The following is a 22,485-nucleotide window of genomic DNA, read 5'->3' as shown; positions in this document are numbered from 1 at the left end:
GGATGAGCCGACGTTCCGGGATCCTCGAGTTCGCCGTACTCGGACTGCTCCGCGAATCCCCGATGCACGGCTATGAGCTGCGCAAACGACTCAATACGTCGCTGGGCGTGTTCCGTGCGTTCAGCTACGGCACCCTCTATCCCTGCCTCAAGACGCTGGTCGCCAACGGCTGGTTGATCGAGGAACCGGGGAGCACCACCGAGGACGCCCTCGCCGCACCCCTCGCGGGGCGTCGCGCCAAGATCGTCTACCGGTTGACGGCGGAAGGTAAGGAACACTTCGAGGAACTGCTCTCGCAGACCGGCCCCGACGCGTACGAGGACGAGCACTTCGCTGCCCGATTTGCCTTCTTCGGACGCACACCTCAGGACGTGCGCATGCGCGTGCTGGAGGGCCGTCGCAGCCGGCTGGAGGAGCGCCTGGAGAAGATGAGCGCCTCTCTCGCCCGTACGCGGGAGCGCCTCGACGACTACACGCTTGAGCTCCAGCGCCACGGGATGGAGTCCGTGGAGCGCGAAGTGCGCTGGCTGAACGAGCTCATCGAGAGCGAGCGGGCCGGGCGGGACCTGAAGGGTTCCGCTTCCGGGGGGCCCGCTCAGCAGGACACCACATCTGGAGAGCCGGGCGATCTGCCCCGTCCCGGGGGTACCCCCGGGACGGATTCGCCCGGCGACACCGCCACGTGAGCGCCCAGTCAGGGCCTCACTCGTACACACAGGGAGCAACCGGAATGGGTTCGGTTCGCGTAGCCGTCGTCGGCGTCGGCAACTGCGCCGCGTCGTTGGTTCAGGGAGTCGAGTACTACAAGGACGCCGACCCGGCGTCCAAGGTCCCCGGTCTGATGCATGTGCAGTTCGGCGACTACCACGTCCGTGACGTCGAGTTCGTCGCCGCCTTCGACGTCGACGCGAAGAAGGTCGGCCTCGACCTCGCGGACGCGATCGGCGCCAGCGAGAACAACACCATCAAGATCTGCGACGTGCCGCGCACCGGTGTGACCGTCCAGCGCGGCCACACCCTCGACGGCCTCGGCAAGTACTACCGCGAGACCATCGAGGAGTCCGCCGACGCCCCGGTCGACATCGTCCAGGTCCTCAAGGACAAGCAGGTCGACGTCCTCGTCTGCTACCTGCCCGTGGGCTCCGAGGACGCGGCGAAGTTCTACGCCCAGTGCGCGATCGACGCCAAGGTCGCCTTCGTCAACGCCCTGCCGGTCTTCATCGCCGGTACGAAGGAGTGGGCGGACAAGTTCACCGAGGCGGGCGTCCCGATCGTCGGCGACGACATCAAGTCCCAGGTCGGCGCGACCATCACGCACCGCGTCATGGCGAAGCTGTTCGAGGACCGGGGTGTCATCCTGGACCGCACGATGCAGCTGAACGTCGGCGGCAACATGGACTTCAAGAACATGCTCGAGCGTGACCGCCTCGAGTCCAAGAAGATCTCCAAGACGCAGGCCGTCACCTCGCAGATCCCCGACCGCGAGCTCGGCGAGAAGAACGTCCACATCGGCCCCTCCGACTACGTCGCCTGGCTCGACGACCGCAAGTGGGCCTACGTCCGCCTCGAGGGCCGCGCCTTCGGTGACGTCCCGCTGAACCTGGAGTACAAGCTCGAGGTCTGGGACTCCCCGAACTCCGCCGGCGTCATCATCGACGCCCTGCGCGCCGCGAAGATCGCCAAGGACCGCGGCATCGGCGGCCCGATCCTCTCCGCGTCCTCGTACTTCATGAAGTCCCCGCCGGTCCAGTACTTCGACGACCAGGCCCGCGAGAACGTCGAGAAGTTCATCAAGGGTGAGGTCGAGCGCTAAGGGCTCCTCAGCGCCGCACTAGAACGCTCCTGCCAGAGCTGCCGAGGGTCCCCGGGTTGTACCGCCCGGGGACCCTCCCCGTATGTGAGGCTGTGCCCCATGTCCGTCGTACGCGACCTGCGGGTCCTGCTGCGCTTCCGGAACTTCCGGCGCCTGCTCGTCGTACGTCTGCTCTCGCAGGGCGCCGACGGCGTCTACCAGACCGCGCTCGCCACATACGTCGTCTTCTCCCCGGAGAAACAGACCTCGGCCGCCTCGATCGCCTCCGCGATGGCGGTACTGCTCCTGCCGTACTCCCTGGTGGGCCCGTTCTCCGGCGTCCTCCTGGACCGCTGGCGCCGCCGTCAGGTCCTGCTGTACGGCAGCCTGCTCCGCACAGCACTGGCCTCGGCGACGGCCGCCCTGATCGTCACCGGGGTTCCGGACTGGCTCTTCTACGTGTCCGCCTTGTGCGTCACCGCCGTGAACCGCTTCGTCCTGTCGGGCCTGTCCGCCGCACTGCCGCGCGTGGTCGACGAGGAGCGACTCGTCATCGCCAACTCCCTGTCCCCGACCGCCGGGACGCTCGCGGCGACCGCGGGGGCCGGTCTGGCCTTCGTCGTACGACTGGTGGCGTGGGACTCCGACGCGGCCGTGGTGCTTCTGGGAGCCGCGCTGTACCTGTGCGCGGGACTGGCGTCCCTGCGCATGTCCCGGGAACTGCTGGGGCCTGACCGAGAGCTGGTGCAGCAGCGCCTCATGGCGGCCATTTCCGGCACAGCGCGCGACCTGGTGGCGGGGGTACGCCATCTCGCCACGCCGCCCCGGAGGGAGGCCGTCTGGGCACTGTTCACGATGACCCTGATGCGATTCTGCTACGGCGCCCTGCTGGTCATGCTGCTGATGCTGTGCCGGTACGCCTTCTCCTCGAACGCCGACGACGGACTTGCCTTGCTGGGGCTGGCGTTGGCCATCTCCGCCGCCGGCTTCTTCGCGGCGGCCGTGGCGACTCCCTGGGCTGCGGGGCGGCTGGGCGCGGGCCTCTGGATCGCCGTGTGCGCGGGGACCGCCGCGATCCTCGTGCCCGCGCTCGGCCTCCCGTTCACCACAACTCCCATGCTGATGGCGGCGTTCGTCCTGGGGCTGACGACGCAGGGAGCGAAGATCTCCACGGACACGATCGTGCAGGCCTCGGTCGAGGACGGCTTCCGTGGCCGGATCTTCTCCGTGTACGACGTGCTGTTCAACGTCTCCTTCGTCGGTGCGGCAGGCGTCGCCGCGCTGATGCTGCCGCCGGACGGGCGCTCGGTGCCGCTCGTGGTCACAGTCGCCGTTATCTACGCGGCAGTTGCTGCGGCTATGGCCCGCTTTGAACGCCAGCCTGTGTCACATCAATGACACAGAGCCACTCCCGGCCGTTCCGGTGTCAGTGGGGACCGGTAGCTTACGTGCGTCTTATTTCCGCGCTTAGTTCGCGCCACGCATCCATGTTCTAGGGGGACCCCCAAGTGACAACTCCGCCGCCTCAGGGCAATCCGTTCGCCCAGGGCCAGAACCCGTACGGCCAGCCGCAGGCCCAAGCACCGTACCCGCCCCAGGGCGGCTACCCGCAGCAGCCGGGCCAGCCCGGGTTCCCCCAGCAGGGTGCGGCGCCTTATGCGCCGGTTCCGCCGCAGCAGCCGCGTCGCAAGGTCACCTTCAAGACGATCAAGAACGTTGGCGCCGTCGTGATCGTCGCCATCATGATGATCGTCGGCTACGTAATGAGTCAGGACGACGCCAAGAACGCTGCGGAGGGCGACTGCCTGAAGACCCCGTCCTCGTCGGTCTCGGATGACAAGCTGGAGGTTGTGGACTGCTCCTCCTCCGAGGCTGAGGTGAAGGTTCTCAAGAAGGTCAAGGGGCACTACACGCAGCTCACTGCTGAGGCCCAGTGCGGCAAGGTCGACGGTGCCACCAGCTTCTACACCGAGACGATGAAGACGGGCACGAGCGACGACGAGTTCCTGCTGTGCCTCAAGGACGTCTGATCTGATCTCTTCACTACTGAGGGCCGGTGTTTCACGTGAAACACCGGCCCTCAGTGCATCGCGGGGTCATGTTTCACGTGAAACATGACCCACTCCGCAAGCTCAGCCCTGCTCGGCCCACCACTCCTTGAGCGCCGCCACGGCCTCGTCATGCACCATCGGCCCGTTCTCCAGCCGAAGCTCCAGCATGTGCTTGTAAGCCCGCCCGATCACCGGCCCAGGCCCCACGCCGAGGATCTCCATGATCTCGTTGCCATCGAGATCGGGGCGGATGGAGTCGAGTTCCTCCTGCTCCTGCAACTGAGCGATCCGCTCCTCCAGGCCGTCGTAGGCCCGGGACAGGGCGGCCGCCTTGCGCTTGTTGCGGGTGGTGCAGTCCGAGCGGGTCAGCTTGTGGAGGCGGTCGAGGAGAGGGCCGGCGTCACGGACATAGCGGCGAACCGCCGAGTCCGTCCACTCACCCGTGCCGTAGCCGTGGAAGCGCAGGTGGAGTTCGACCAGACGTGAGACGTCCTTCACCAGCTCGTTGGAGTACTTCAGCGCCGTCATGCGCTTCTTCGTCATCTTCGCGCCGACCACCTCGTGGTGGTGGAACGAGACCCGGCCGTCCTTCTCGAAGCGACGAGTGCGCGGCTTGCCGATGTCGTGGAGCAACGCTGACAGCCTGAGGGTCAGGTCGGGGCCGTTCTCCTCCAGCGCCATCGCCTGCTCCAGGACGATCAGCGTGTGCTCGTAGACGTCCTTGTGGCGGTGGTGCTCGTCGCTCTCCAGGCGCAGCGCCGGGAGCTCGGGCAGCACATGGTCGGCGAGCCCGGTGTCTACCAGCAGGGTCAGGCCCTTGCGCGGCTGCGGGGAGAGGATCAGCTTGTTCAGCTCGTCCCGCACCCGTTCCGCCGAGACGATCTCGATGCGCCCGGACATCTCTTTCATGGCGGTGACGACCTCAGGAGCCACCTCGAAGTCGAGCTGTGCCGCGAACCGCGCCGCCCGCATCATGCGTAGCGGATCGTCCGAGAAGGACTCCTCGGGAGTGCCCGGCGTACGCAGCACCCGCTCAGCGAGGTCCTCAAGGCCACCGTGCGGGTCGACGAACTCCTTCGCCGGGAGTGCCACGGCCATCGCGTTCACCGTGAAGTCCCGCCGGACGAGGTCCTCCTCGATCGAGTCGCCGTACGACACCTCGGGCTTGCGCGAGGTCCGGTCGTACGCCTCCGAGCGGTAAGTGGTCACCTCGATCTGGTAGCCGTCCTTCTGCGCCCCGACCGTGCCGAAAGCGATACCGACCTCCCACACGGCGTCCGCCCACGGGCGCACGATCTTCAGCACGTCCTCGGGACGGGCGTCGGTCGTGAAGTCCAGGTCGTTGCCGAGCCGGCCGAGCAGCGCGTCCCGGACCGATCCGCCGACCAGGGCGAGTGAGAACCCGGCCTCCTGGAATCGGCGGGCGAGGTCGTCGGCGACAGGGGCAACCCGCAGCAGCTCACTCACCGCTCGGTGCTGCGCCTGGCTCAGGGCGCTGGGCTTGTCTTCGTTGGCGTTCGGCACAACAGAAGAGGGTACGTGGCCGGGGCGACCGGGAGCGCCTCCATTAAACGTGCACATTCGGCGGTGCGGACAGCTCCGGAGATACGCACACAAGGCCAGCTCTTGCGACGTACGAAGCGGCTCCCCTTTATAGGGGCACATACGGGACAGGACCGACGGTCCGAACCGATCTTGTGGATGAGACCGCGGCACTTCCCCTCAGCGCGCATCGTTACCATGCGTGGACGCACATTCCGACGACCACTGACGACGACGAGGGACGGGCGAGCGCGTGGCCGAGGCGGCAGACTTCCAGGGGATGAGTCCCTCACCTGCCCGCCGGTGGATGCGGCGCACCGGAGCATTGCTCGCCGGGGCGCCTCTGCTGGCAGGCCTGCTCCAGCTGCCTGCCGCCACCCCCACACACGCCGCCGAGCAGGACTCCTTGCCGGCCGCTTCCGGCTCGGGCACGGTGGCTGTCGCTGTGGACTCGCTCACCCCCACCGTCCCCGGTGAGGGCGACACCCTCACGGTGTCCGGCACTGTGACCAACGAGGGCAAGCAGGCGGTCACCGACGCTCAGGTGGACCTTCGCCTGGGATCCCCCGTGAACACCCGCTCGGACATCGACACGGTCGCGGGGCGCACCGGCTACCAGGAGGGCCTCGACGGGTCCCCGGTGGGCGGAAAGTACATCGAGAAGTTCGCCAAGCTCACTCCGGGCGTCTCCCAGCGCTTCAGTGTCTCCGTACCGGTCGACAAGCTGGATCTTGGCGCGGACGGGGTCTACGAGTTCGCCGTCTCCCTGTCCGGCGAGACGGCCGCGCGGCCGTGGGACCAGGTGCTCGGCATCCAGCGGACGTTCCTGCCGTGGCAGCCCGACGCGGCCGATACGAAGACCCGGACGACCGTTCTGTGGCCGCTCATGTCCACCTCGCAGATGACGGCGCAGACGGGGTCGGACGAGTCGCAGACGCCGGTCTTCCGTGACGACGACCTCGCCAAAGAGATCTCCCCGGGCGGCCGGCTGCAACAGCTCGTGTCGCTCGGCAAGGAACTCGACGTCACCTGGGTGATCGACCCCGATCTGCTGGCCTCGGTGGACGCGATGACGGAGAGCTACCGCGTCCAGGGCGAGGGTGACACGACCAGGCCCGGCACCTATGGGACGGTCGCCACGCAGTGGCTGGCCGAGCTGCAGGACGCGGTGCAGGACAAGGAAGTGGTCGCCCTGCCCTTCGCCGACCCCGACCTGGCCTCTCTGGCGCACAACGGCACCAACGTCACCGGCTCCCTGAACCACCTTAAGGAGGCCACCGATGTCGCCGCTGACACGGTTGACTCGATCCTCCACGTGCAGCCGTCCACCGACTTCGCCTGGCCCGTGAACGGCGCCGTCGACCCCTCCATCGTCAAGGTCGCCACGTCCGCCGGCGCGGACAAGGTGATCGCCCGCAGCGACAGCCTCGTGGAGACCGGCGGTCTGACCTACACGCCCTCTGCGGCCCGCCCCATCGGCGGCGGCACGACAGCGGTCGTCGCGGACGCGCGGATGTCGACCGCGTTCCAGGGTGACCTGACCAGGGCGTCGAACTCGACGCTAGCCGTGCAGCGGTTCCTCGCCCTGAGCCTGGCCCTCAACCACCAGACGAACAAGCAGCGCAGCATCGTCGTCGCCCCGCAGCGGATGCCGACGACCAGCCAGGCCCAGACGATGGCCGAGGCGGTCGCGGCGCTCCAGGACGGCACGTGGACCCAGTCCCAGGACCTCACGTCCGCTGCGACGGCCAAGCCGGACTCCGGCGCCACCACGAAGGTGCCGGCGGCGTCGAAGTACCCCTCCTCGCTGCGCAAGCAGCAGCTGCCGCGATCGGCCTTCGAGCAGGTCGCCACCACGCAGGACAAGCTCGACAAGTTCAAGGTGATCCTCACCAACAAGTCCCGGGTGGTGACCCCCTTCGGGCGGGCCATGAACCGCGCGATGTCCACGTCGTGGCGCGGCCGCTCCGCACAGGCCGCGGACTACCGCAACGGCATCGAGGCCTACGTCGACTCGCTGGCCGGTCAGGTCACGCTGATCGACAAGTCGGAGACCAAGCTCTCCGGACGAAGCGCCACGATCCCCGTGACCGTGCAGAACAACCTGGTCCAGGGCGTCGACCACCTGGTGCTGCGGCTCACCTCGAAGAGCCCGAGGCGCCTCGAGATCGGCGGCGAGGCCTTCTACGAGCAGGACGTCGCGGTCTCCGGCGGACACAGCCAGACCGTGAAGTTCACCACGTCGGCTCAGGCCAACGGGCAGGCCACGGTCGTCGCCCAGCTGTTCACGGAGGACGGCCAGCCCTACGGCTCACCTGTCACCTTCGACGTGAAGGTCACCGAGTTCACGGCCACCGTGATGCTGGTCATCGGTGGCGGTTTCCTTCTGCTCGTCCTCGCCGGGTTCCGTATGTACACGCAGCGCAAGCGCGCCGCGGCCCGGGCGGCCGAGGAGGACGGCGCCCAGGAGACGAGCGAGACCGAAGGCGATCCGCAGAACCCTGAAGGGCCCGAGGACCGTCTCACGCCCGAGGAAATTCTCGAGGAAGAGTCGGACACCGGTATCCGGGCAGACGCGCCGGAGCAGCCGAGTGACCCTGCACCGGACACCGCAGCGGAAAGCAAGGACCCTTCCGGCACGGGTGAGAGAGTGGACCGTTGAGCGATGTCGTGGCCGGTGGGCCCGGGACGATGAGGTGGGGTAACCATGAACGCGCCGTACGACGGTGACCGCGGCCAGCCCGCGGGCCCCCCGGGGCACCCCGAGGGCCCGCCGCCCGAGCACGGCCAGGTACCGCCGCAGCACCCCGCGGACATGTACCTCCAGGACGCCTACACCCAGGACCCCTACCGGGCCCAGGACCTCTCCGCCCAGGACCCGGTCGCCGAGGCGCTGTACGACCGTGCCGCCCACCCGCCGCCCCCGCCGGGCACGTACCAGCCACCCCAGGCGCTGTACGCCCAGCCGCCCCAGTCGCCGTACGCCCCCGACCCGAACGTGTGGGCGCAGACCCCGGCGCCCGAGCCGGAGGGACCGACCCAGTACCTGCCGTACGGCGACGATCACCGTACGACCCAGTACGTGGGCGTCGACGACCTCGTCACGCACTCCACCGAGGAACGCCCCGAGCACGACGCCTTCGCGCACCTCTTCCGGGACCAGCAGCAGGGCGGTCACCCGCAGTACCAGCCGCCCGCCGTCCCCGGGCCGTCCCCGGCGCCGACCGCGGGGCCCTACCCGGGAGCTCCGACGCCTGCCGCGGCCGAGAGCGCCCCTCCGGCGCCCGCTCCTGCCGCGGCTCCTGCCGCGAAGAAGGGCGGGCGGGCCGGCGGTCTGCTGAAGTCGAGCGCCATGATGGCCGCGGGCACGATGGTGTCCCGGCTCACCGGCTTCGTCCGGTCCATGATGATCGTCTCGGCGCTGGGCCTGGGCCTGCTGGGCGACTCGTTCCAGGTCGCCTACCAGCTGCCGACGATGATCTACATCCTGACCGTCGGCGGCGGCCTCAACTCCGTCTTCGTACCCCAGCTGGTACGCGCCATGAAGGACGACGAGGACGGCGGCGAGGCCTACGCGAACCGTCTGCTGACCCTCGTGATGGTGGCGCTCGCCGCCCTCACCGCGCTCGCGATGGTCGGCGCGCCACTCCTGGTCAAGGCCCTGTCGACCCCCGTCGCCAACGACCCCGCCGCCAACGAGGTGGCCGTCACCTTCACCCGCTACTTCCTGCCCTCGATCTTCTTCATGGGCGTCCACGTGGTGATGGGCCAGATCCTCAACGCCCGCGGCAAGTTCGGCGCGATGATGTGGACCCCGGTCCTGAACAACATCGTCATCATCGTGACGCTGGGGATGTTCCTGTGGGTGTACGGCACCGCTGAGCGCTCCGGCATGGCCGTCACGAACATTCCGCCGGAGGGCCAGCGCCTCCTCGGGATCGGCGTACTGCTCGGCCTGGTCGTCCAGGCCCTGGCGATGATCCCTTACCTGCGTGAGACGGGTTTCCGGCTGCGGCTGCGCTTCGACTGGAAGGGCCACGGTCTCGGCAAGGCGGCGATGCTCGCGAAGTGGACGATCCTGTTCGTCCTCGCCAACCAGGCGGGTGCCCTCGTGGTCACCCAGCTGTCCACCGCCGCCGGGGTCAACTCCGACGTCGACGGAACCGGCTTCGCCGCCTACGCCAACGCCCAGCTGATCTGGGGTCTGCCGCAGGCCATCATCACCGTCTCGCTGATGGCCGCTCTGCTGCCGCGCCTGTCGCGCTCGGCGGCCGAGGGCGACAGCGGCGCCGTACGGGACGACATCTCCCAGGGGCTGCGGACGACGGCGGTCGCGATCGTCCCCATCGCCTTCGGATTCCTCGCCCTGGGCATCCCGATGTGCACGCTGATGTTCGGCACGTCGGGCGCTAGCGAGGCCACGAACATGGGCTTCATGCTGATGGCCTTCGGCCTCGGCCTGATCCCGTACTCCGTGCAGTACGTGGTCCTGCGCGCGTTCTACGCCTACGAGGACACCCGGACCCCCTTCTACAACACGGTCATCGTGGCGGCCGTCAACGCCGCCGCCTCCGCCGTCTGCTACTTCGTCATCCCGGCCCGCTGGGCCGTCGTCGGCATGGCCGCCTCGTACGGGCTGGCCTACGCGATCGGTGTCGGCGTGGCCTGGAGCCGGCTGCGCAAGAAGCTCGGCGGCGACCTCGATGGCGCCCGCGTGATGCGGACGTACGCCAGGCTCTGCATCGCTTCGGTGCCCGCGGCGCTGCTGAGCGGTGCGGCCTGCTACGGCATCGCCCGGACGCTGGGGCAGGGCGTTGTCGGCTCCTTCGCCGCTCTGCTGGCCGGTGGAGCCGTGCTGCTCGGGATCTTCTTCGTCGCCGCACGCCGGATGCGGATCGAGGAGCTGAACTCACTGGTCGGCATGGTGCGCGGACGCCTGGGTCGCTGAGGCGGGGGTACGCGCACAACCATCGTCCGCCATCGTGTGTCGTGCATAGCGGCGGACTGTGGGCACAATTGGTTCGGCGTCGGACGGCGCGCACGGAGTCTGACGGCGCGCAATGGATGGGGAGGCAGGAACGACGGTGGCGGAACGGAGCACGGCTGCCGTCGACGTGGCAGACAACAGCGGTGACGAGCCGCTGACCGCTCAGGCGGACCAGTCCACGGCCGACGGGGTGGCCAAGAATCGGGAGCGGGACACGGACATCGACGAGGCACAGGGGAGTGGCGGGACCGAGGGTCCCGGAAAGGCCTCACCGCCCGAACTGCACAGCGGTCACAAACTCGCCAGACGCTACCGCCTCGAGGAGTGCGTCACCCGTCTGGACGGTTTCAGCAGCTGGCGTGCGGTCGACGAGAAACTCCGTCGCGCCGTCGGCGTCCACATCCTGCCCGCGGACCACGCACGGGCCCGGTCCGTCCTGGCCTCCGCCCGCTCCTCAGCGCTTCTCGGCGACCCCCGCTTCGTCCAGGTCCTCGACGCCGTCGAGGAGAACGACCTCGTCTACGTCGTCCACGAGTGGCTCCCCGACGCCACCGAGATGAGCACCCTGCTCGCCGCGGGCCCGCTGGAGGTCTACGACGCCTACCAGATGGTCACCCAGGTGTCCGCGGCCATGGCCGCCGCCCACCGCGAGGGCCTGGCCCATCTCCGTCTCAACCCGAACGCCGTACTGCGCACCTCGAGCGGCCAGTGGCGCATCCGGGGTCTCGCGGTGAACGCCGCGCTGCGCGGCATCACCTCCGACACCCCGCAGCGCACCGACACGGAGGCCATCGGCGCCCTGCTGTACGCCGCGCTCACCCAGCGCTGGCCGTACGAGAGCGACGCGTACGGTCTGTCCGGGCTGCCGAAGGACGTCGGTCTCATCGCCCCCGACCAGGTGCGGGCCGGCGTCCACCGCGGGCTGTCGGAGCTCGCCATGCGTGCGCTGGTCAACGACGGCGCGACGGCTTCCCGCCATGAGTCGGCGTGCACGACGCCGGAGGAGCTGGTGAAGGCGATCGGCGAGATGCCCCGCATCCGCCCGCCGGAGCCCTCCTTCACGGCCCCGCCGGACTACCAGCGCACGACCTACCAGCAGGGCAACTACGGCCGCCAGACCCCGCGCCCTGGCGCCACCCAGCCGGTACCGACCCCACCACCTCCACTGCAGAGCCGCACGGGCAAGGCCCTGAAATGGGCCGTCTCGGCCCTCCTCATCGCCGCACTCGGCCTTGGCAGCTGGCAGCTGGCGGATGCGCTCATGGACCAGGGCGGCAAGTCCGAGGACAACAACCAGACGCAGACGACGGACGACAACGACAAGGGCAGCGACAAGGCCAAGCCGGTCAAGCCGATAGAGATCCAGAACGCACAGGAGTTCGTCGCCAAGGGCGGGGCACAGGCGCCGGAGGATGTAGGCAAGACGTACGACGGCAACAGCTCGACCTACTGGCGCAGCAAGAGCTTCCTCGACGGTCCGGACATGAACCCCGCCTACAAGCCTGGTGTCGGCATCGTCTACGACCTCGGCTCAGCTCAGACGCTGTCGGCCGCTTCAATAGGGCTGCTGTATCCCGGCGATCACACGACCGTCTCCCTGTACGCCTCGGACTCCCTGGCGCCCTCGTCGTTGGGCTCGATGGAAAAGATCGGCACCGTCACGACGAACGGCACCAGTGCGACGGTGAAGGTCACCAAGCCGGCGAAGACCCAGTACGTTCTCGTATGGCTCACCGCCATGCCCCATGCGGACGGGGATCAGTACAGCGACGCCGGATTCAAGCAGGCCATCACCGACCTGAAGTTCACCGGCTAGAACTCACGAGATCCAAGGGGAGGGGGTCCGATGGCAGATGGCGCCGCTCACCGCGACGTGAGCGACCAGGATCTCCTGGCCCTCCACGTGAAGGGCGACCCCGACGCCTTCGGCGAGCTCGTGCGGCGGCACCGTGACCGGCTCTGGGCGGTGGCGCTGCGGACGCTCGGCGACCGCGAGGAGGCCGCTGACGCCGTTCAGGACGCCCTCGTTTCCGCCTACCGGGCCGCCCACACGTTCAGGGGCCACTCGGCCGTCACGACGTGGCTGCACCGGATCACCGTGAACGCCTGTCTGGACCGCGCGCGCAAGGCGGCCTCCCGCAAGACCTCCCCCGTGGACGACACCGAACGCCTGGAGCAGTTGCTGGAGCCCCACGAGGAGGCATCGGCCCCGGCAGAGCGCAACGATCTGCACCGCCAGCTCCTGGAGGCCCTCGGCACCCTGCCGCCGGACCAGCGCGCGGCGCTCGTCCTGGTGGACATGCAGGGCTACCCGGTCGCGGAAGCGGCCCGCGTACTCGATGTGCCGACCGGCACGATCAAGAGCCGATGCGCACGCGGCAGAGCCAGACTCCTGCCCCTTCTCACACATCTGAGGCCGGAAGGCCCCAGCGGCGGCAAGGACGCGAGTGAAAGGCGGAACCGGACGCAGGGGACATCCGTCCCACCGGCAGCGGGTCCACAGGCCACCAAGCCACCGGCGACGGATCCGCGAGATACCGGGCCGAGTGATTCAGCTGCAGTGAAGGGCGGAGGTGGGCGAGCGTGACATCCACGACGGACACGGCCGGGCACCCGGACGTCGCCGAGATCTCCGACCTCACCGAGGGCCTTCTGTCCCCGTCCAGGACTGCCGACGTACGACGGCACCTGGAGCAGTGCGAGCTGTGCGCGGACGTCCACGCCTCGCTGGAGGAGATCCGGAACCTGCTCGGCACCGTGCCCGGCCCTCCGCGTATGCCCGCGGATGTCGCCGGCCGCATCGACGCCGCTCTCGCCGCAGAGGCACTCCTGAACGCCACGGCACCCGATGACGCCGAAGCGACAAGCCACGCCGACGAGATCCGCCCGGTCCCCGGTGCACACGAGAGTGCACATGTTTCACGTGAAACATCGAGCCCGGCAGACCGTCCGGCCGGCCACGCCCGCTCCGCGACCACCGGTCCCGGCCGCAAGAACCGCAAGAAGGCAGGGCGACGCAAGGTCGCCGTCCTCAGCGCCGCGTTCACGGCCGCAGCCTTGGGCCTCGGTTCGGTGTTGCTGACCTCGCTGATGGGCGGCGGAGGAGCCGGTCCCACGGCCGACGGGGGGCAGACCGCCACCGACACGTTCTCCGCAGCGAGGCTGGAGACACAGGTCGCCGATCTCCTCGCCAAGAACGAGAGCGCTACCGCGGGCCCCCACAAGCCGGACCGCAGTCTGGGCACGCAAGGCGGACCCGACACGCAGAGCCCTCAGATCCTGCGTGAGATCACGGTGCCCGAATGCGTCAGGAAGGGCATCGGCCGCGACGACGCGGCACTCGCCGCTGAGGAAGGCGTCTACAAGGGCAAGGACGCTCTGCTCGTCGTGTTGCCGCATGCGACCAACGACAGTCGGGTCACGGTCTATGTGATGGACGCGACCTGTGTGAAGAACCCGTCCTCCACCAAGGCCAAGGTCCTTCTCCAGGAGTCCTACGCGCGTTCCTGAGAACCCGGCGGTTCGCCTCCATCTGACTGGCGACCCCTACCGTGTGGCGTCACCGTGTGCCCGGACACAGTGGGAATGCGCGCCCCTTAGGATCCGTTGGGTGGGATGAGAGTTCTGAAAGGGGCTCTCCCCGGTCCGACGACGCAGTCCAGAGACGAGGAATCAAGCCGTGAGCGACGTCCGTAACGTGATCATCATCGGCTCCGGGCCCGCCGGCTACACGGCGGCGCTCTACACCGCGCGCGCGTCGCTGAAGCCGCTCGTGTTCGAGGGGGCCGTCACCGCCGGCGGTGCGCTCATGAACACGACCGAGGTCGAGAACTTCCCGGGCTTCCAGGACGGCATCATGGGCCCCGAGCTCATGGACAACATGCGCTCCCAGGCCGAGCGCTTCGGAGCCGAACTCGTCCCGGACGACATCGTCAACGTCGACCTGAGCGGTGAGATCAAGACCGTCACGGACACCGCGGGCACGGTCCACCGGGCCAAGGCCGTCATCGTCGCCACCGGCTCGCAGCACCGCAAGCTCGGCCTGCCGAACGAGGACGCCCTCTCCGGACGCGGCGTCTCCTGGTGCGCGACCTGCGACGGCTTCTTCTTCAAGGACCAGGACATCGCCGTGATCGGCGGCGGCGACACCGCGATGGAGGAGGCCACCTTCCTCTCGCGCTTCGCCAAGTCGGTGACCATCGTCCACCGGCGTGACACCCTGCGCGCCTCGAAGGCGATGCAGGACCGTGCCTTCGCCGACCCGAAGATCAAGTTCGTGTGGGACAGCGAGGTCGCCGAGGTCCAGGGCGACCAGAAGCTCGCCGGCCTGAAGCTGCGCAACATCAAGACCGGGGAACTCTCGGAGCTGGCGGTCACCGGCCTGTTCATCGCGATCGGCCACGACCCGCGCACCGAGCTGTTCAAGGGCCAACTGGAGCTGGACGAGGAGGGCTACCTCAAGGTCGCCGCCCCCTCCACCCGCACCAACCTGACCGGTGTCTTCGGCGCCGGCGACGTGGTCGACCACACCTACCGCCAGGCGATCACCGCGGCCGGTACCGGCTGCTCCGCCGCTCTCGACGCCGAGCGCTTCCTCGCCGCCCTCGCGGACGAGGAGCAGGCCGAGCCCGAGAAGACCGCTGTCTGACCCGCCGCCTTACTCCCATCCGCCCCACGCACCACACAGTTAAGGAGCCCGCCGTGGCCGGCACCCTGAAGAACGTGACCGACGACTCCTTCGAGCAGGACGTCCTCAAGAGCGACAAGCCCGTCCTGGTGGACTTCTGGGCCGCCTGGTGCGGACCCTGCCGCCAGATCGCGCCTTCGCTCGAGGCCATCGCCTCCGAGTACGGCGACAAGATCGAGATCGTCAAGCTGAACATCGACGAGAACCCGGGTACGGCCGCCAAGTACGGCGTCATGTCCATCCCGACGCTGAACGTCTACCAGAACGGCGAGGTCGCCAAGACCATCGTCGGCGCGAAGCCGAAGGCAGCGATCGTCCGCGACCTCGAGGACTTCATCGCCGAGTGACGTTTCACGTGAAACACGAATGGGCCAACCCGAGAGGGCTGGCCCATTCGCTTTTCCAGAGACGGCTTCTAGAGCGGCCTCAACGCCGGTTCCTTCTGCACGGCCCCCAGCAACCGGTCGATGGCCATCTCCACGTCTTCCTTCCACGACAGTGTCGTCCGTAGTTCCAGCCGCAGACGCGGGAAGGTCGGATGAGGACGCACTGTCTTGAACCCCACGGCCAGGAGATGGTCGGCAGGCAGGACACAAGCCGGTTCCCTCCAGCGCGCGTCCCCGAACGCCTCGATCGCCTTGAAGCCTCTCCGCAGCAGATCCTTGGCGACCGTCTGGACCATCACCCGCCCCAGTCCCTGCCCCTGATAGCCGGGCATGATGAACGCGGTCATCAACTGCACCGCGTCCGGCGACACGGGGCTCGTGGGAAACGCCGTCGCGCGGGGCACGTAAGCCGGCGGGGCGTAGAGCACAAACCCCACGGGCACGTCATCGACGTAGACGACCCGACCGCAGGATCCCCAGTCCAGCAGGACGGCGGAGATCCAGGCTTCCTTCTCCAGGGCGGCGGTGCCGGCCTTTACCGCGGCTTCACCGCTGACCGGGTCCAACTCCCAGAAGACACACGCACGGCAGCGCTTGGGAAGGTCCGGAAGGTTGTCCAGCGTGAGCGGTACGAGCCGACGCCCCATGAAGGCTGTTCCTCGCTTCCTTCGCCCGCGGCATCGCGAGCGGCTGTCAGGGCGCTTCGTTCCCTGAGCAGGCTGCCGACGAACCCGCCGACCGCGCCCAGCCCAAGACCCGCGCTCACCAGTCCGGTGCGGCTCACCGTTCGCATGGACCCCGCCTCCCCTAAGAGGTCTTGCCAGGTGGATGCGCCATACCCGAACGCATCGTATCCACGAAGCGATTCCCTCGATACCGCCAGAAAGCAAAGTGCGGGCCGTGTTCCGGTACACACCGGACACGGCCCGCCCAGGTAGCGGGGCGGAGCCCCGGCCGGCCGAGCTCAGAGCTCGGTGTCGTCCGCGTCACCGTCCAAGAGGCTCTTCTGAAGAGCCAGCTTCTCGCCCGGAGCGAGCGTACTGAGGATCCGCTCAAGGTCGTCCGGGGAAGCGAACTCCACGGTGATCTTGCCCTTCTTCTGACCCAGTTCGACCTTCACCCGCGTCTCGAAGCGGTCCGAGAGACGAGTCGCGAGGTCGGACAGCGCCGGGGAGGGCACGGATCCGGCCCGCGGCCCCTTGGAGCGCTGAGTCTTCTGCGGGCGGGACCCCATCAGGGTCACGATCTCTTCGACAGAGCGGACCGAGAGTCCCTCGGCGACCACCCGGTAGGCCAGCCGCTCCTGCTCCTCCGGATCCTCGACGGAGAGGAGCGCCCGCGCATGCCCGGCGGAGAGGACTCCGGCGGCCACCCGGTTCTGGACCTTGGGCGAGAGCTTCAGCAGACGCAGGGTGTTGGAGACCTGCGGGCGTGAACGGCCGATGCGGTCCGCCAACTGGTCGTGCGTGCAGTTGAAGTCCTTCAGGAGCTGATCGTAGGCAGCCGCCTCTTCGATCGGATTCAGCTGAGCCCGGTGCAGGTTCTCCAGGAGGGCGTCCAGAAGAAGCTTCTCGTCGTCCGTGGCCCGCACGATCGCCGGGATAGCCTCCAGGCCGGCCTCACGGCAGGCCCGCCAACGCCGCTCGCCCATGATGAGCTCGTAGCGCGCCGGGCCGATCTGCCGTACGACGATCGGCTGGAGAAGGCCGACCTCCTGGATGGAGGTGACCAGTTCCTGCAGCGCATCCTCGTCGAAGACCTCACGCGGCTGCCGCGGGTTCGGCGTGATCGCCTCAAGGGGGATCTCCGCGAAGTGAGCGCCCATGGGAGGTGCGGGCGTCTCCACGACACTGTGAGGTGCCGACTCCTCGGTTTCATGTGAAACAGGCGGCAGCGTGGCCACCTTGGCCGCGGCCACCCCGCGCTCACTGAGCACCGGAACGGCAGTCGGGGACGGGGAAACAGCCCCTCCCACCGCAGCAGGCGGCACCGTCTTCTCCGTCGGTGCTGCAGGGATCAGTGCGCCGAGACCACGGCCCAACCCCCTCCGTCGCTCGCTCACTGGATCCCCTCCGCCATGCTCGGATTGCTCTGGGCGCCGAAGTGGGCGTGCGTCGGGTCGTAACTGACGCCCACACCCTTCAGCGCGATTTCTCGTGCCGCCTCAAGATACGACAGGGCACCGCTCGATCCCGGATCGTAGGTCAGCACCGTCTGCCCGTAGCTCGGTGCCTCGGAGATACGGACCGAGCGGGGAATGCTCGTCCGTAGCACCTCGTCGCCGAAGTGAGTACGAACCTCGTCCGCAACCTGGGACGCGAGCCGCGTCCGACCGTCGTACATGGTGAGCAGGATCGTCGAGACGTGCAGAACGGGGTTGAGGTGCCCCCGGACCAGGTCGACGTTCCGCAGCAGCTGGCCCAGGCCCTCCAGCGCGTAGTACTCACACTGGATCGGGATCAGGACCTCCTGCCCGGCCACCAGCGCATTGACCGTCAGCAGACCGAGCGAGGGAGGGCAGTCGATGAGGACGTAGTCCAGCGGCTGCTCATAAGCCTGAATCGCCCGCTGGAGTCGACTCTCGCGCGCCACCAGAGACACCAGCTCGATCTCCGCACCGGCGAGATCGATCGTGGCAGGGGCGCAGAAGAGACCCTCGACATCAGGGACTGGCTGGACGACTTCCGCGAGCGGCTTGCTCTCGACCAACACGTCGTAGATGGAAGGAACTTCGGCGTGATGATCGATGCCCAGGGCAGTGGACGCGTTGCCCTGCGGGTCGAGGTCGATGACCAGCACGCGGCCACCATGAAGGGCCAGTGACGCGGCAAGGTTGACGGTCGTCGTCGTCTTGCCCACGCCCCCCTTCTGGTTGGCGACCACCATGACGCGGGTCTGCTCGGGCCGCGGCAGGCCTTCGCCGGCGCGGCCCAGAGCCTCCACCGCCAGTTGGGCAGCACGACCGATGGGAGTGTCGTCCATCGGGGGCGGTGTTTCACGTGAAACATCCTCCCCCATCGACTCGGTACGGGGACCGGGGACCGGATCGGTCATCGGTCCCGCGATGTTGGCGTCGGACCGCAAGGATTCACTCTCCTCGACTTCAGGCTCGCAATGAACAGAGCCTCCCATGCCTTCGGGGTCGTGAACCAGTGAGGCCTGGTGTTCTGTGGAGAAATCCACCTCTGTGGACAACTCCGTGCCCCTCAAGGGGGACGGAGTGTCGTCAGAAGCACCCTCTCCGAGAGAACCGAGGGGCTTTCGGTCCCGAGGTTCGGCCGCGGCGCGGCCACGACTGATGATGCCGTGCAGCAGTGAGCGACGTTTCACGTGAAACACGATGCACAGCCGCCGTCGCCGATCTGCCGCGACACTCCGGCATGGGTAGGTTTGCCAGCTTGTGTGGAGTACGTCTCGTCGTCAGGACGGATCAGCGTCGACGACGTGCCCGTCCTGTCCTCGCGGCCTTGGCCCGCTTCGCGGCGAACCGCACACCGCCCGGGCTCTCCCCGACCTCGACCCGCACGACCGTCGACAGGGGATCCACGACGCCGTCACCCACATGCAGGATCGACGTCTCCACCGCACCGAGCTTGCTCAGGGCGGTCGACGCGCTCTTCAGCTCCTCCTCGGCAGTGTCGCCCTTGAGGGCGAGCATCTCGCCGTACGGGCGCAGCAGCGGGATGCCCCAGGTGGCGAGCCGGTCCAGCGGGGCCACCGCACGTGCGGTCACCACATGCACCGGCGGCACCTTCCCCATGACCTCTTCGGCACGCCCACGGACGACCGTCACATGGTCCAGGCCCAGCAGCTCCACGACCTCCGTCAGGAAGTTCGTACGCCGCAGCAGGGGCTCCAGCAGCGTGATCTTCAGGTCCTCCCGGACCAGAGCCAGAGGGATGCCGGGCAGGCCCGCGCCCGAGCCGACATCGCACACCGTCACGTTCTCGGGCACGACCTCGGAGAGCACCGCGCAGTTCAGCAGATGCCGCTCCCACAGACGGGGCACCTCGCGTGGGCCGATCAGACCACGCTGCACACCCGCCTCGGCGAGCAGTTCGGCGTAGCGGACCGCATCAGTGAAGCGATCACCGAACACCTCACGTGCCTGCTCGGGCGCAGGGGGAAGCTCCGCTGCCTCCGTCACGGGGACCGTCCTTCCGTACCGCCGGCGCTCCGAGCGCCGACACCAGAACCACCAGAACTATCAGGCTGACAAAGTTCGGCCCCGCCTGCGGGCAGACGGGGCCGGAGGAACGAACGGGCCGATCAGGCCGGGAGAACGACGACGAACCTCTGCGGTTCCTCGCCCTCGGACTCGCTGCGCAGGCCCGCGGACTTGATCGCGTCGTGCACGACCTTGCGCTCGAACGGCGTCATCGGCTTCAGCTTCACGGGCTCGCCCGTGCTCTTGACCTCGGCGGCGGCCTTGGCGCCCAGCTCGGAGAGCTCGGCACGCTTCTTGGCCCGGTAGCCCGCGATGTCCAGCATCAGCCGGCTGCGGTCCCCGGTCTCCCGGTGTACGGCCAGGCGCGTGAGCTCCTGGAGTGCCTCCAGCACCTCGCCGTCACGCCCGACCAGCTTCTGCAGGTCTCGGCTGCTCGCGTCGCTGATGATCGAGACAGCGGCGCGGTCGGCCTCGACGTCCATGTCGATGTCGCCGTCGAGATCGGCGATGTCGAGCAGACCCTCGAGGTAGTCCGCCGCGATCTCGCCCTCCTGCTCCAGGCGGGTCAGGGTGTCTGCACCCTCGGCAGCGGCGGAGGTGGTGCCTTCCGTCACGGGATGGGCTCCTTCTTACTTCTTGGACGGGGACTTGGGGCGCTGCGGGCCGCCCTTGCGCTGCCCGGACTGGGCCTTGCTGCGGGTGCCGCCGGGCTTCTGTGCGCCCTTCTTGGCGGCATCGGGCTTCGCGGCGTCGGGCTTGGCGTCCTCGGGCTCGTCGGACTTCTGAAGCGAGGTGGTCGGCTCACCGGCCTGCTTCGCAGCGCCGGACTGACGCTGGGACTTGCTCTGCCGCTTCGGCTGCTGACGCTTGGGAACACCAGCCGTGGTCGGCGTACCGTCCTCGGTCAAGGTGGCGACAGAGCCCTCGCTCTTCACCACACTGCCGTCCGCCTGCGCCGCGAGACCCGCCTTGCTCAGGCCGTTGATGAACTTGCGCTCGTGATCGTTGCGGTCACGGCCCTTGGCGACGATCGCCTTGATGATGACGCGCTCGCTGCGCTTGCGGGCCTTGCCGTGCTGCGTGACGTGCTTGGTGAGACGCTCCAGGTACGCGGCCTGGGCCTTGGAACCTGGCGTCGGGTTGTTGCGGATGACGTACATCTGCTGACCCATGGTCCACACGTTGGTGGTCAGCCAGTAGACGAGGACACCGACCGGGAAGTTGATGCCGAAGACGGCGAACATGACCGGGAAGACGTACATCAGCATCTTCTGCTGCTGCATGAACGGCGTCTTCACCGTGGTGTCGACGTTCTTCGTCATCAGCTGACGCTGCGTGTAGAACTGCGAAGCCGACATCAGGACGATCATGACCGCGGTGACGATCCGGACCGTGGTCAGCGAGGCGTCGAGCGCCGCGACGTCGGAGGCGCTGTCGGTGAACTTCGCGGCCAGCGGGGCCCCGAAGATGTGCGCCTTCTGAGCGCTCTCCAGCAGGCTCTGGTTGATGACACCGATGGTGTCGTTGTTCGCGATGCTGTTGAGCACGTGGTACAGGGCGAAGAAGAACGGCGACTGCGCCAGGATGGGAAGGCACGAGGAGAGCGGGTTGGTACCCGTCTCCTTGTACAGCTTCATCATCTCTTCGGACTGACGCTGCTTGTCGTTCTTGTAGCGCTCCTGGATCTTCTTCATCTCGGGCTGGAGCGTCTGCATGGCCCGGGTCGCCTTGATCTGCTTCACGAAGAGCGGGATCAGGCAGATACGAATCAGAATCACCAGGGACACGATGGACAAGCCCCAGGCCCACCCGGTGTCAGCGCCGAAGATGGCGCCGTACACCTTGTGGAACTGGACGATGACCCATGAGACGGGTGTCGTGATGAAGCTGAAGAGGCTGGCAATCGTGTCCACTAATCATGCTCCTTGGGCATGGGGCGAGGTCTCTGCGGCCGGGCTCGAAGAAGCATTCTCTTCGGTGGCCGTTTCGGCGGCGGAGGGCCCGCCCTTGCGTGCGCGCCAAGCGCCCCGCAGCATCTCGTGCCACCGCGGGCGCTTGCGTGGCGGGACATGGTCCACACCACCCAGCGACCACGGATTGCACCGCAGGATGCGCCAGGCGGTGAGCGCCGTGCCCTTGATCGCACCGTGCCGGTCGATCGCCGTGTAGCCGTAGTGGGAACACGACGGGTAGTACTTGCACACCGGCCCGAGCAGCGGACTGATCGTCCACTGGTACAGCTTGATCAGAGCCAGCAGTGGGTACTTCATCGCGCGCCCCCTCCCAGGAGCCGCTGCAGAGCGGCATCCAGGTCTCGGGCCAGCTGTGCATGGTCGGCGTCACCCGCACCGGGCAGCGCTCGTACGACTACCAGGCTACCGGGGGGCAGCTGGTCGACTCGCTCGCGCATCAGATGGCGAAGCCGGCGCTTCACTTTGTTCCGTACGACCGCGCCGCCCACAGCCTTGCTTACGACGAAACCCGCACGCGTCGAGGGAGCGCTCTCCCCAGGCGCGTGCGGGTCCGTGGCACCGCTACGAAGGTGGACGACGAGCGTCGGGCGGCCTGCCCGACGACCTCGTCGTACTGCGGTCGCGAAGTCCTCGCGCCGCCTCAGCCGGTTCTCGGTGGGCAGCACGACGTCATGACCTGATCAGGATCAGGCGGACAGGCTGGCGCGACCCTTGGCACGACGGTTCGCGAGAATCGCGCGGCCGGCGCGGGTGCGCATCCGCAGGCGGAAGCCGTGGGTCTTCGCGCGACGACGGTTGTTCGGCTGGAAGGTGCGCTTGCTCACTCGGGGGCTCCAGAAAGAAATCGGTGTTTGGCGGGTGCCGTCCTGGCTGTCACCGTGCGCCCACGAGTAGCTCGC

The 22,485-nt window shown here is 68.1% G+C and carries 21 protein-coding genes; 11 read left to right on the top strand and 10 right to left on the bottom strand.

The genetic code is table 11. The features are described 5' to 3' along the window. The first annotated feature begins 2 nt into the window (after nucleotides 1-2). From ACFZBP_RS08930 to ACFZBP_RS08915, 4 genes are all read left to right on the top strand, one after another. A complete protein-coding gene (locus ACFZBP_RS08930) occupies nucleotides 3-686 on the top strand; it encodes a helix-turn-helix transcriptional regulator (RefSeq protein ID WP_391411233.1) in 684 nt (227 codons plus the stop codon). A gap of 44 nt (nucleotides 687-730) precedes the next feature. After that, nucleotides 731-1,813 carry an inositol-3-phosphate synthase gene (locus tag ACFZBP_RS08925; RefSeq protein WP_383449662.1) on the top strand — a complete coding sequence of 361 codons (1,083 nt, stop codon included), beginning with the start codon at nucleotides 731-733 and terminating at the stop codon, nucleotides 1,811-1,813. A gap of 99 nt (nucleotides 1,814-1,912) precedes the next feature. Then, nucleotides 1,913-3,190 carry an MFS transporter gene (locus ACFZBP_RS08920; protein ID WP_391411231.1) on the top strand — a complete coding sequence of 426 codons (1,278 nt, stop codon included), beginning with the start codon at nucleotides 1,913-1,915 and terminating at the stop codon, nucleotides 3,188-3,190. A gap of 110 nt (nucleotides 3,191-3,300) precedes the next feature. Further along, nucleotides 3,301-3,822 carry a hypothetical protein gene (locus ACFZBP_RS08915; protein WP_391411229.1) on the top strand — a complete coding sequence of 174 codons (522 nt, stop codon included), beginning with the start codon at nucleotides 3,301-3,303 and terminating at the stop codon, nucleotides 3,820-3,822. A gap of 102 nt (nucleotides 3,823-3,924) precedes the next feature. Here the strand turns inward: ACFZBP_RS08915 and ACFZBP_RS08910 are convergent, their stop codons facing one another. Then, the gene (locus tag ACFZBP_RS08910) at nucleotides 3,925-5,367 is read right to left on the bottom strand and encodes a CCA tRNA nucleotidyltransferase (protein ID WP_391411227.1); all 1,443 of its coding nucleotides are present in this window, start codon (nucleotides 5,365-5,367) and stop codon (nucleotides 3,925-3,927) included. Between the two features lie 271 nt (nucleotides 5,368-5,638). Here ACFZBP_RS08910 and ACFZBP_RS08905 point away from each other — a divergent pair, with 271 nt between their 5' ends. From ACFZBP_RS08905 to trxA, 7 genes are all read left to right on the top strand, one after another. Next, a complete protein-coding gene (locus ACFZBP_RS08905; RefSeq protein ID WP_391411225.1) occupies nucleotides 5,639-8,047 on the top strand; it encodes a DUF6049 family protein in 2,409 nt (802 codons plus the stop codon). 45 nt (nucleotides 8,048-8,092) lie between these two features. Continuing rightward, nucleotides 8,093-10,333 (top strand): murein biosynthesis integral membrane protein MurJ, encoded by a 2,241-nt coding sequence (gene murJ / locus ACFZBP_RS08900; RefSeq protein ID WP_391411223.1) that lies wholly within the window; start codon nucleotides 8,093-8,095, stop codon nucleotides 10,331-10,333. A gap of 136 nt (nucleotides 10,334-10,469) precedes the next feature. Continuing rightward, nucleotides 10,470-12,188, top strand: coding sequence for a protein kinase family protein (locus ACFZBP_RS08895; protein ID WP_391411221.1), 1,719 nt, complete (start codon nucleotides 10,470-10,472; stop codon nucleotides 12,186-12,188). A gap of 30 nt (nucleotides 12,189-12,218) precedes the next feature. Further along, a complete protein-coding gene (gene sigM, locus ACFZBP_RS08890) occupies nucleotides 12,219-12,959 on the top strand; it encodes an RNA polymerase sigma factor SigM (RefSeq protein ID WP_391411219.1) in 741 nt (246 codons plus the stop codon). Continuing rightward, entirely contained in the window at nucleotides 12,956-13,882 is a 927-nt protein-coding gene (locus ACFZBP_RS08885) for an anti-sigma factor family protein (protein WP_391411217.1), read from the top strand. Before sigM ends, ACFZBP_RS08885 begins: the two co-directional genes overlap by 4 nt. Before the next feature lie 169 nt (nucleotides 13,883-14,051). Further along, the gene (gene trxB / locus ACFZBP_RS08880) at nucleotides 14,052-15,020 is read left to right on the top strand and encodes a thioredoxin-disulfide reductase (RefSeq protein WP_383449672.1); all 969 of its coding nucleotides are present in this window, start codon (nucleotides 14,052-14,054) and stop codon (nucleotides 15,018-15,020) included. 53 nt (nucleotides 15,021-15,073) lie between these two features. Next, nucleotides 15,074-15,406, top strand: coding sequence for a thioredoxin (gene trxA / locus ACFZBP_RS08875; protein WP_234761486.1), 333 nt, complete (start codon nucleotides 15,074-15,076; stop codon nucleotides 15,404-15,406). 68 nt (nucleotides 15,407-15,474) lie between these two features. On the opposite strand, the gene ACFZBP_RS08870 is transcribed toward trxA, so the two are convergent. From ACFZBP_RS08870 to rpmH, 9 genes are all read right to left on the bottom strand, one after another. After that, complete coding sequence (locus ACFZBP_RS08870; protein WP_383449673.1) at nucleotides 15,475-16,092, bottom strand: GNAT family N-acetyltransferase; 618 nt, start codon at nucleotides 16,090-16,092, stop codon at nucleotides 15,475-15,477. A 317-nt stretch (nucleotides 16,093-16,409) separates the two neighbouring features. Beyond that, complete coding sequence (locus tag ACFZBP_RS08865) at nucleotides 16,410-17,507, bottom strand: ParB/RepB/Spo0J family partition protein (RefSeq protein WP_383449674.1); 1,098 nt, start codon at nucleotides 17,505-17,507, stop codon at nucleotides 16,410-16,412. Further along, nucleotides 17,504-18,577, bottom strand: coding sequence for a ParA family protein (locus ACFZBP_RS08860; RefSeq protein WP_383449858.1), 1,074 nt, complete (start codon nucleotides 18,575-18,577; stop codon nucleotides 17,504-17,506). The genes ACFZBP_RS08865 and ACFZBP_RS08860 overlap by 4 nt, the downstream gene beginning before the upstream one ends. Before the next feature lie 298 nt (nucleotides 18,578-18,875). Further along, nucleotides 18,876-19,592 (bottom strand): 16S rRNA (guanine(527)-N(7))-methyltransferase RsmG, encoded by a 717-nt coding sequence (gene rsmG, locus ACFZBP_RS08855; RefSeq protein ID WP_383449675.1) that lies wholly within the window; start codon nucleotides 19,590-19,592, stop codon nucleotides 18,876-18,878. Nucleotides 19,593-19,714: 122 nt separating this feature from the next. Continuing rightward, nucleotides 19,715-20,227, bottom strand: a complete 513-nt coding sequence (locus ACFZBP_RS08850; protein WP_383449676.1) for a protein jag — start codon at nucleotides 20,225-20,227, stop codon at nucleotides 19,715-19,717. A 15-nt stretch (nucleotides 20,228-20,242) separates the two neighbouring features. After that, nucleotides 20,243-21,526, bottom strand: coding sequence for a membrane protein insertase YidC (gene yidC, locus ACFZBP_RS08845; RefSeq protein ID WP_383449677.1), 1,284 nt, complete (start codon nucleotides 21,524-21,526; stop codon nucleotides 20,243-20,245). A gap of 3 nt (nucleotides 21,527-21,529) precedes the next feature. Continuing rightward, entirely contained in the window at nucleotides 21,530-21,883 is a 354-nt protein-coding gene (gene yidD, locus ACFZBP_RS08840) for a membrane protein insertion efficiency factor YidD (RefSeq protein ID WP_062721180.1), read from the bottom strand. Further along, nucleotides 21,880-22,251: a ribonuclease P protein component gene (rnpA, locus tag ACFZBP_RS08835; protein ID WP_383449678.1), complete on the bottom strand. Its 372-nt coding sequence runs from the start codon at nucleotides 22,249-22,251 to the stop codon at nucleotides 21,880-21,882. The genes yidD and rnpA overlap by 4 nt, the downstream gene beginning before the upstream one ends. Before the next feature lie 21 nt (nucleotides 22,252-22,272). Further along, entirely contained in the window at nucleotides 22,273-22,410 is a 138-nt protein-coding gene (rpmH, locus tag ACFZBP_RS08830; RefSeq protein ID WP_015659252.1) for a 50S ribosomal protein L34, read from the bottom strand. Nucleotides 22,411-22,485: the final 75 nt, after the last annotated feature.

This window comes from Streptomyces sp. NPDC008086 (genome assembly GCF_042957325.1).
Taxonomy (GTDB): domain Bacteria; phylum Actinomycetota; class Actinomycetes; order Streptomycetales; family Streptomycetaceae; genus Streptomyces.
Note: the sequence above shows the minus strand (reverse complement) of the source record. Positions and strands in the feature narration are given on the sequence as shown.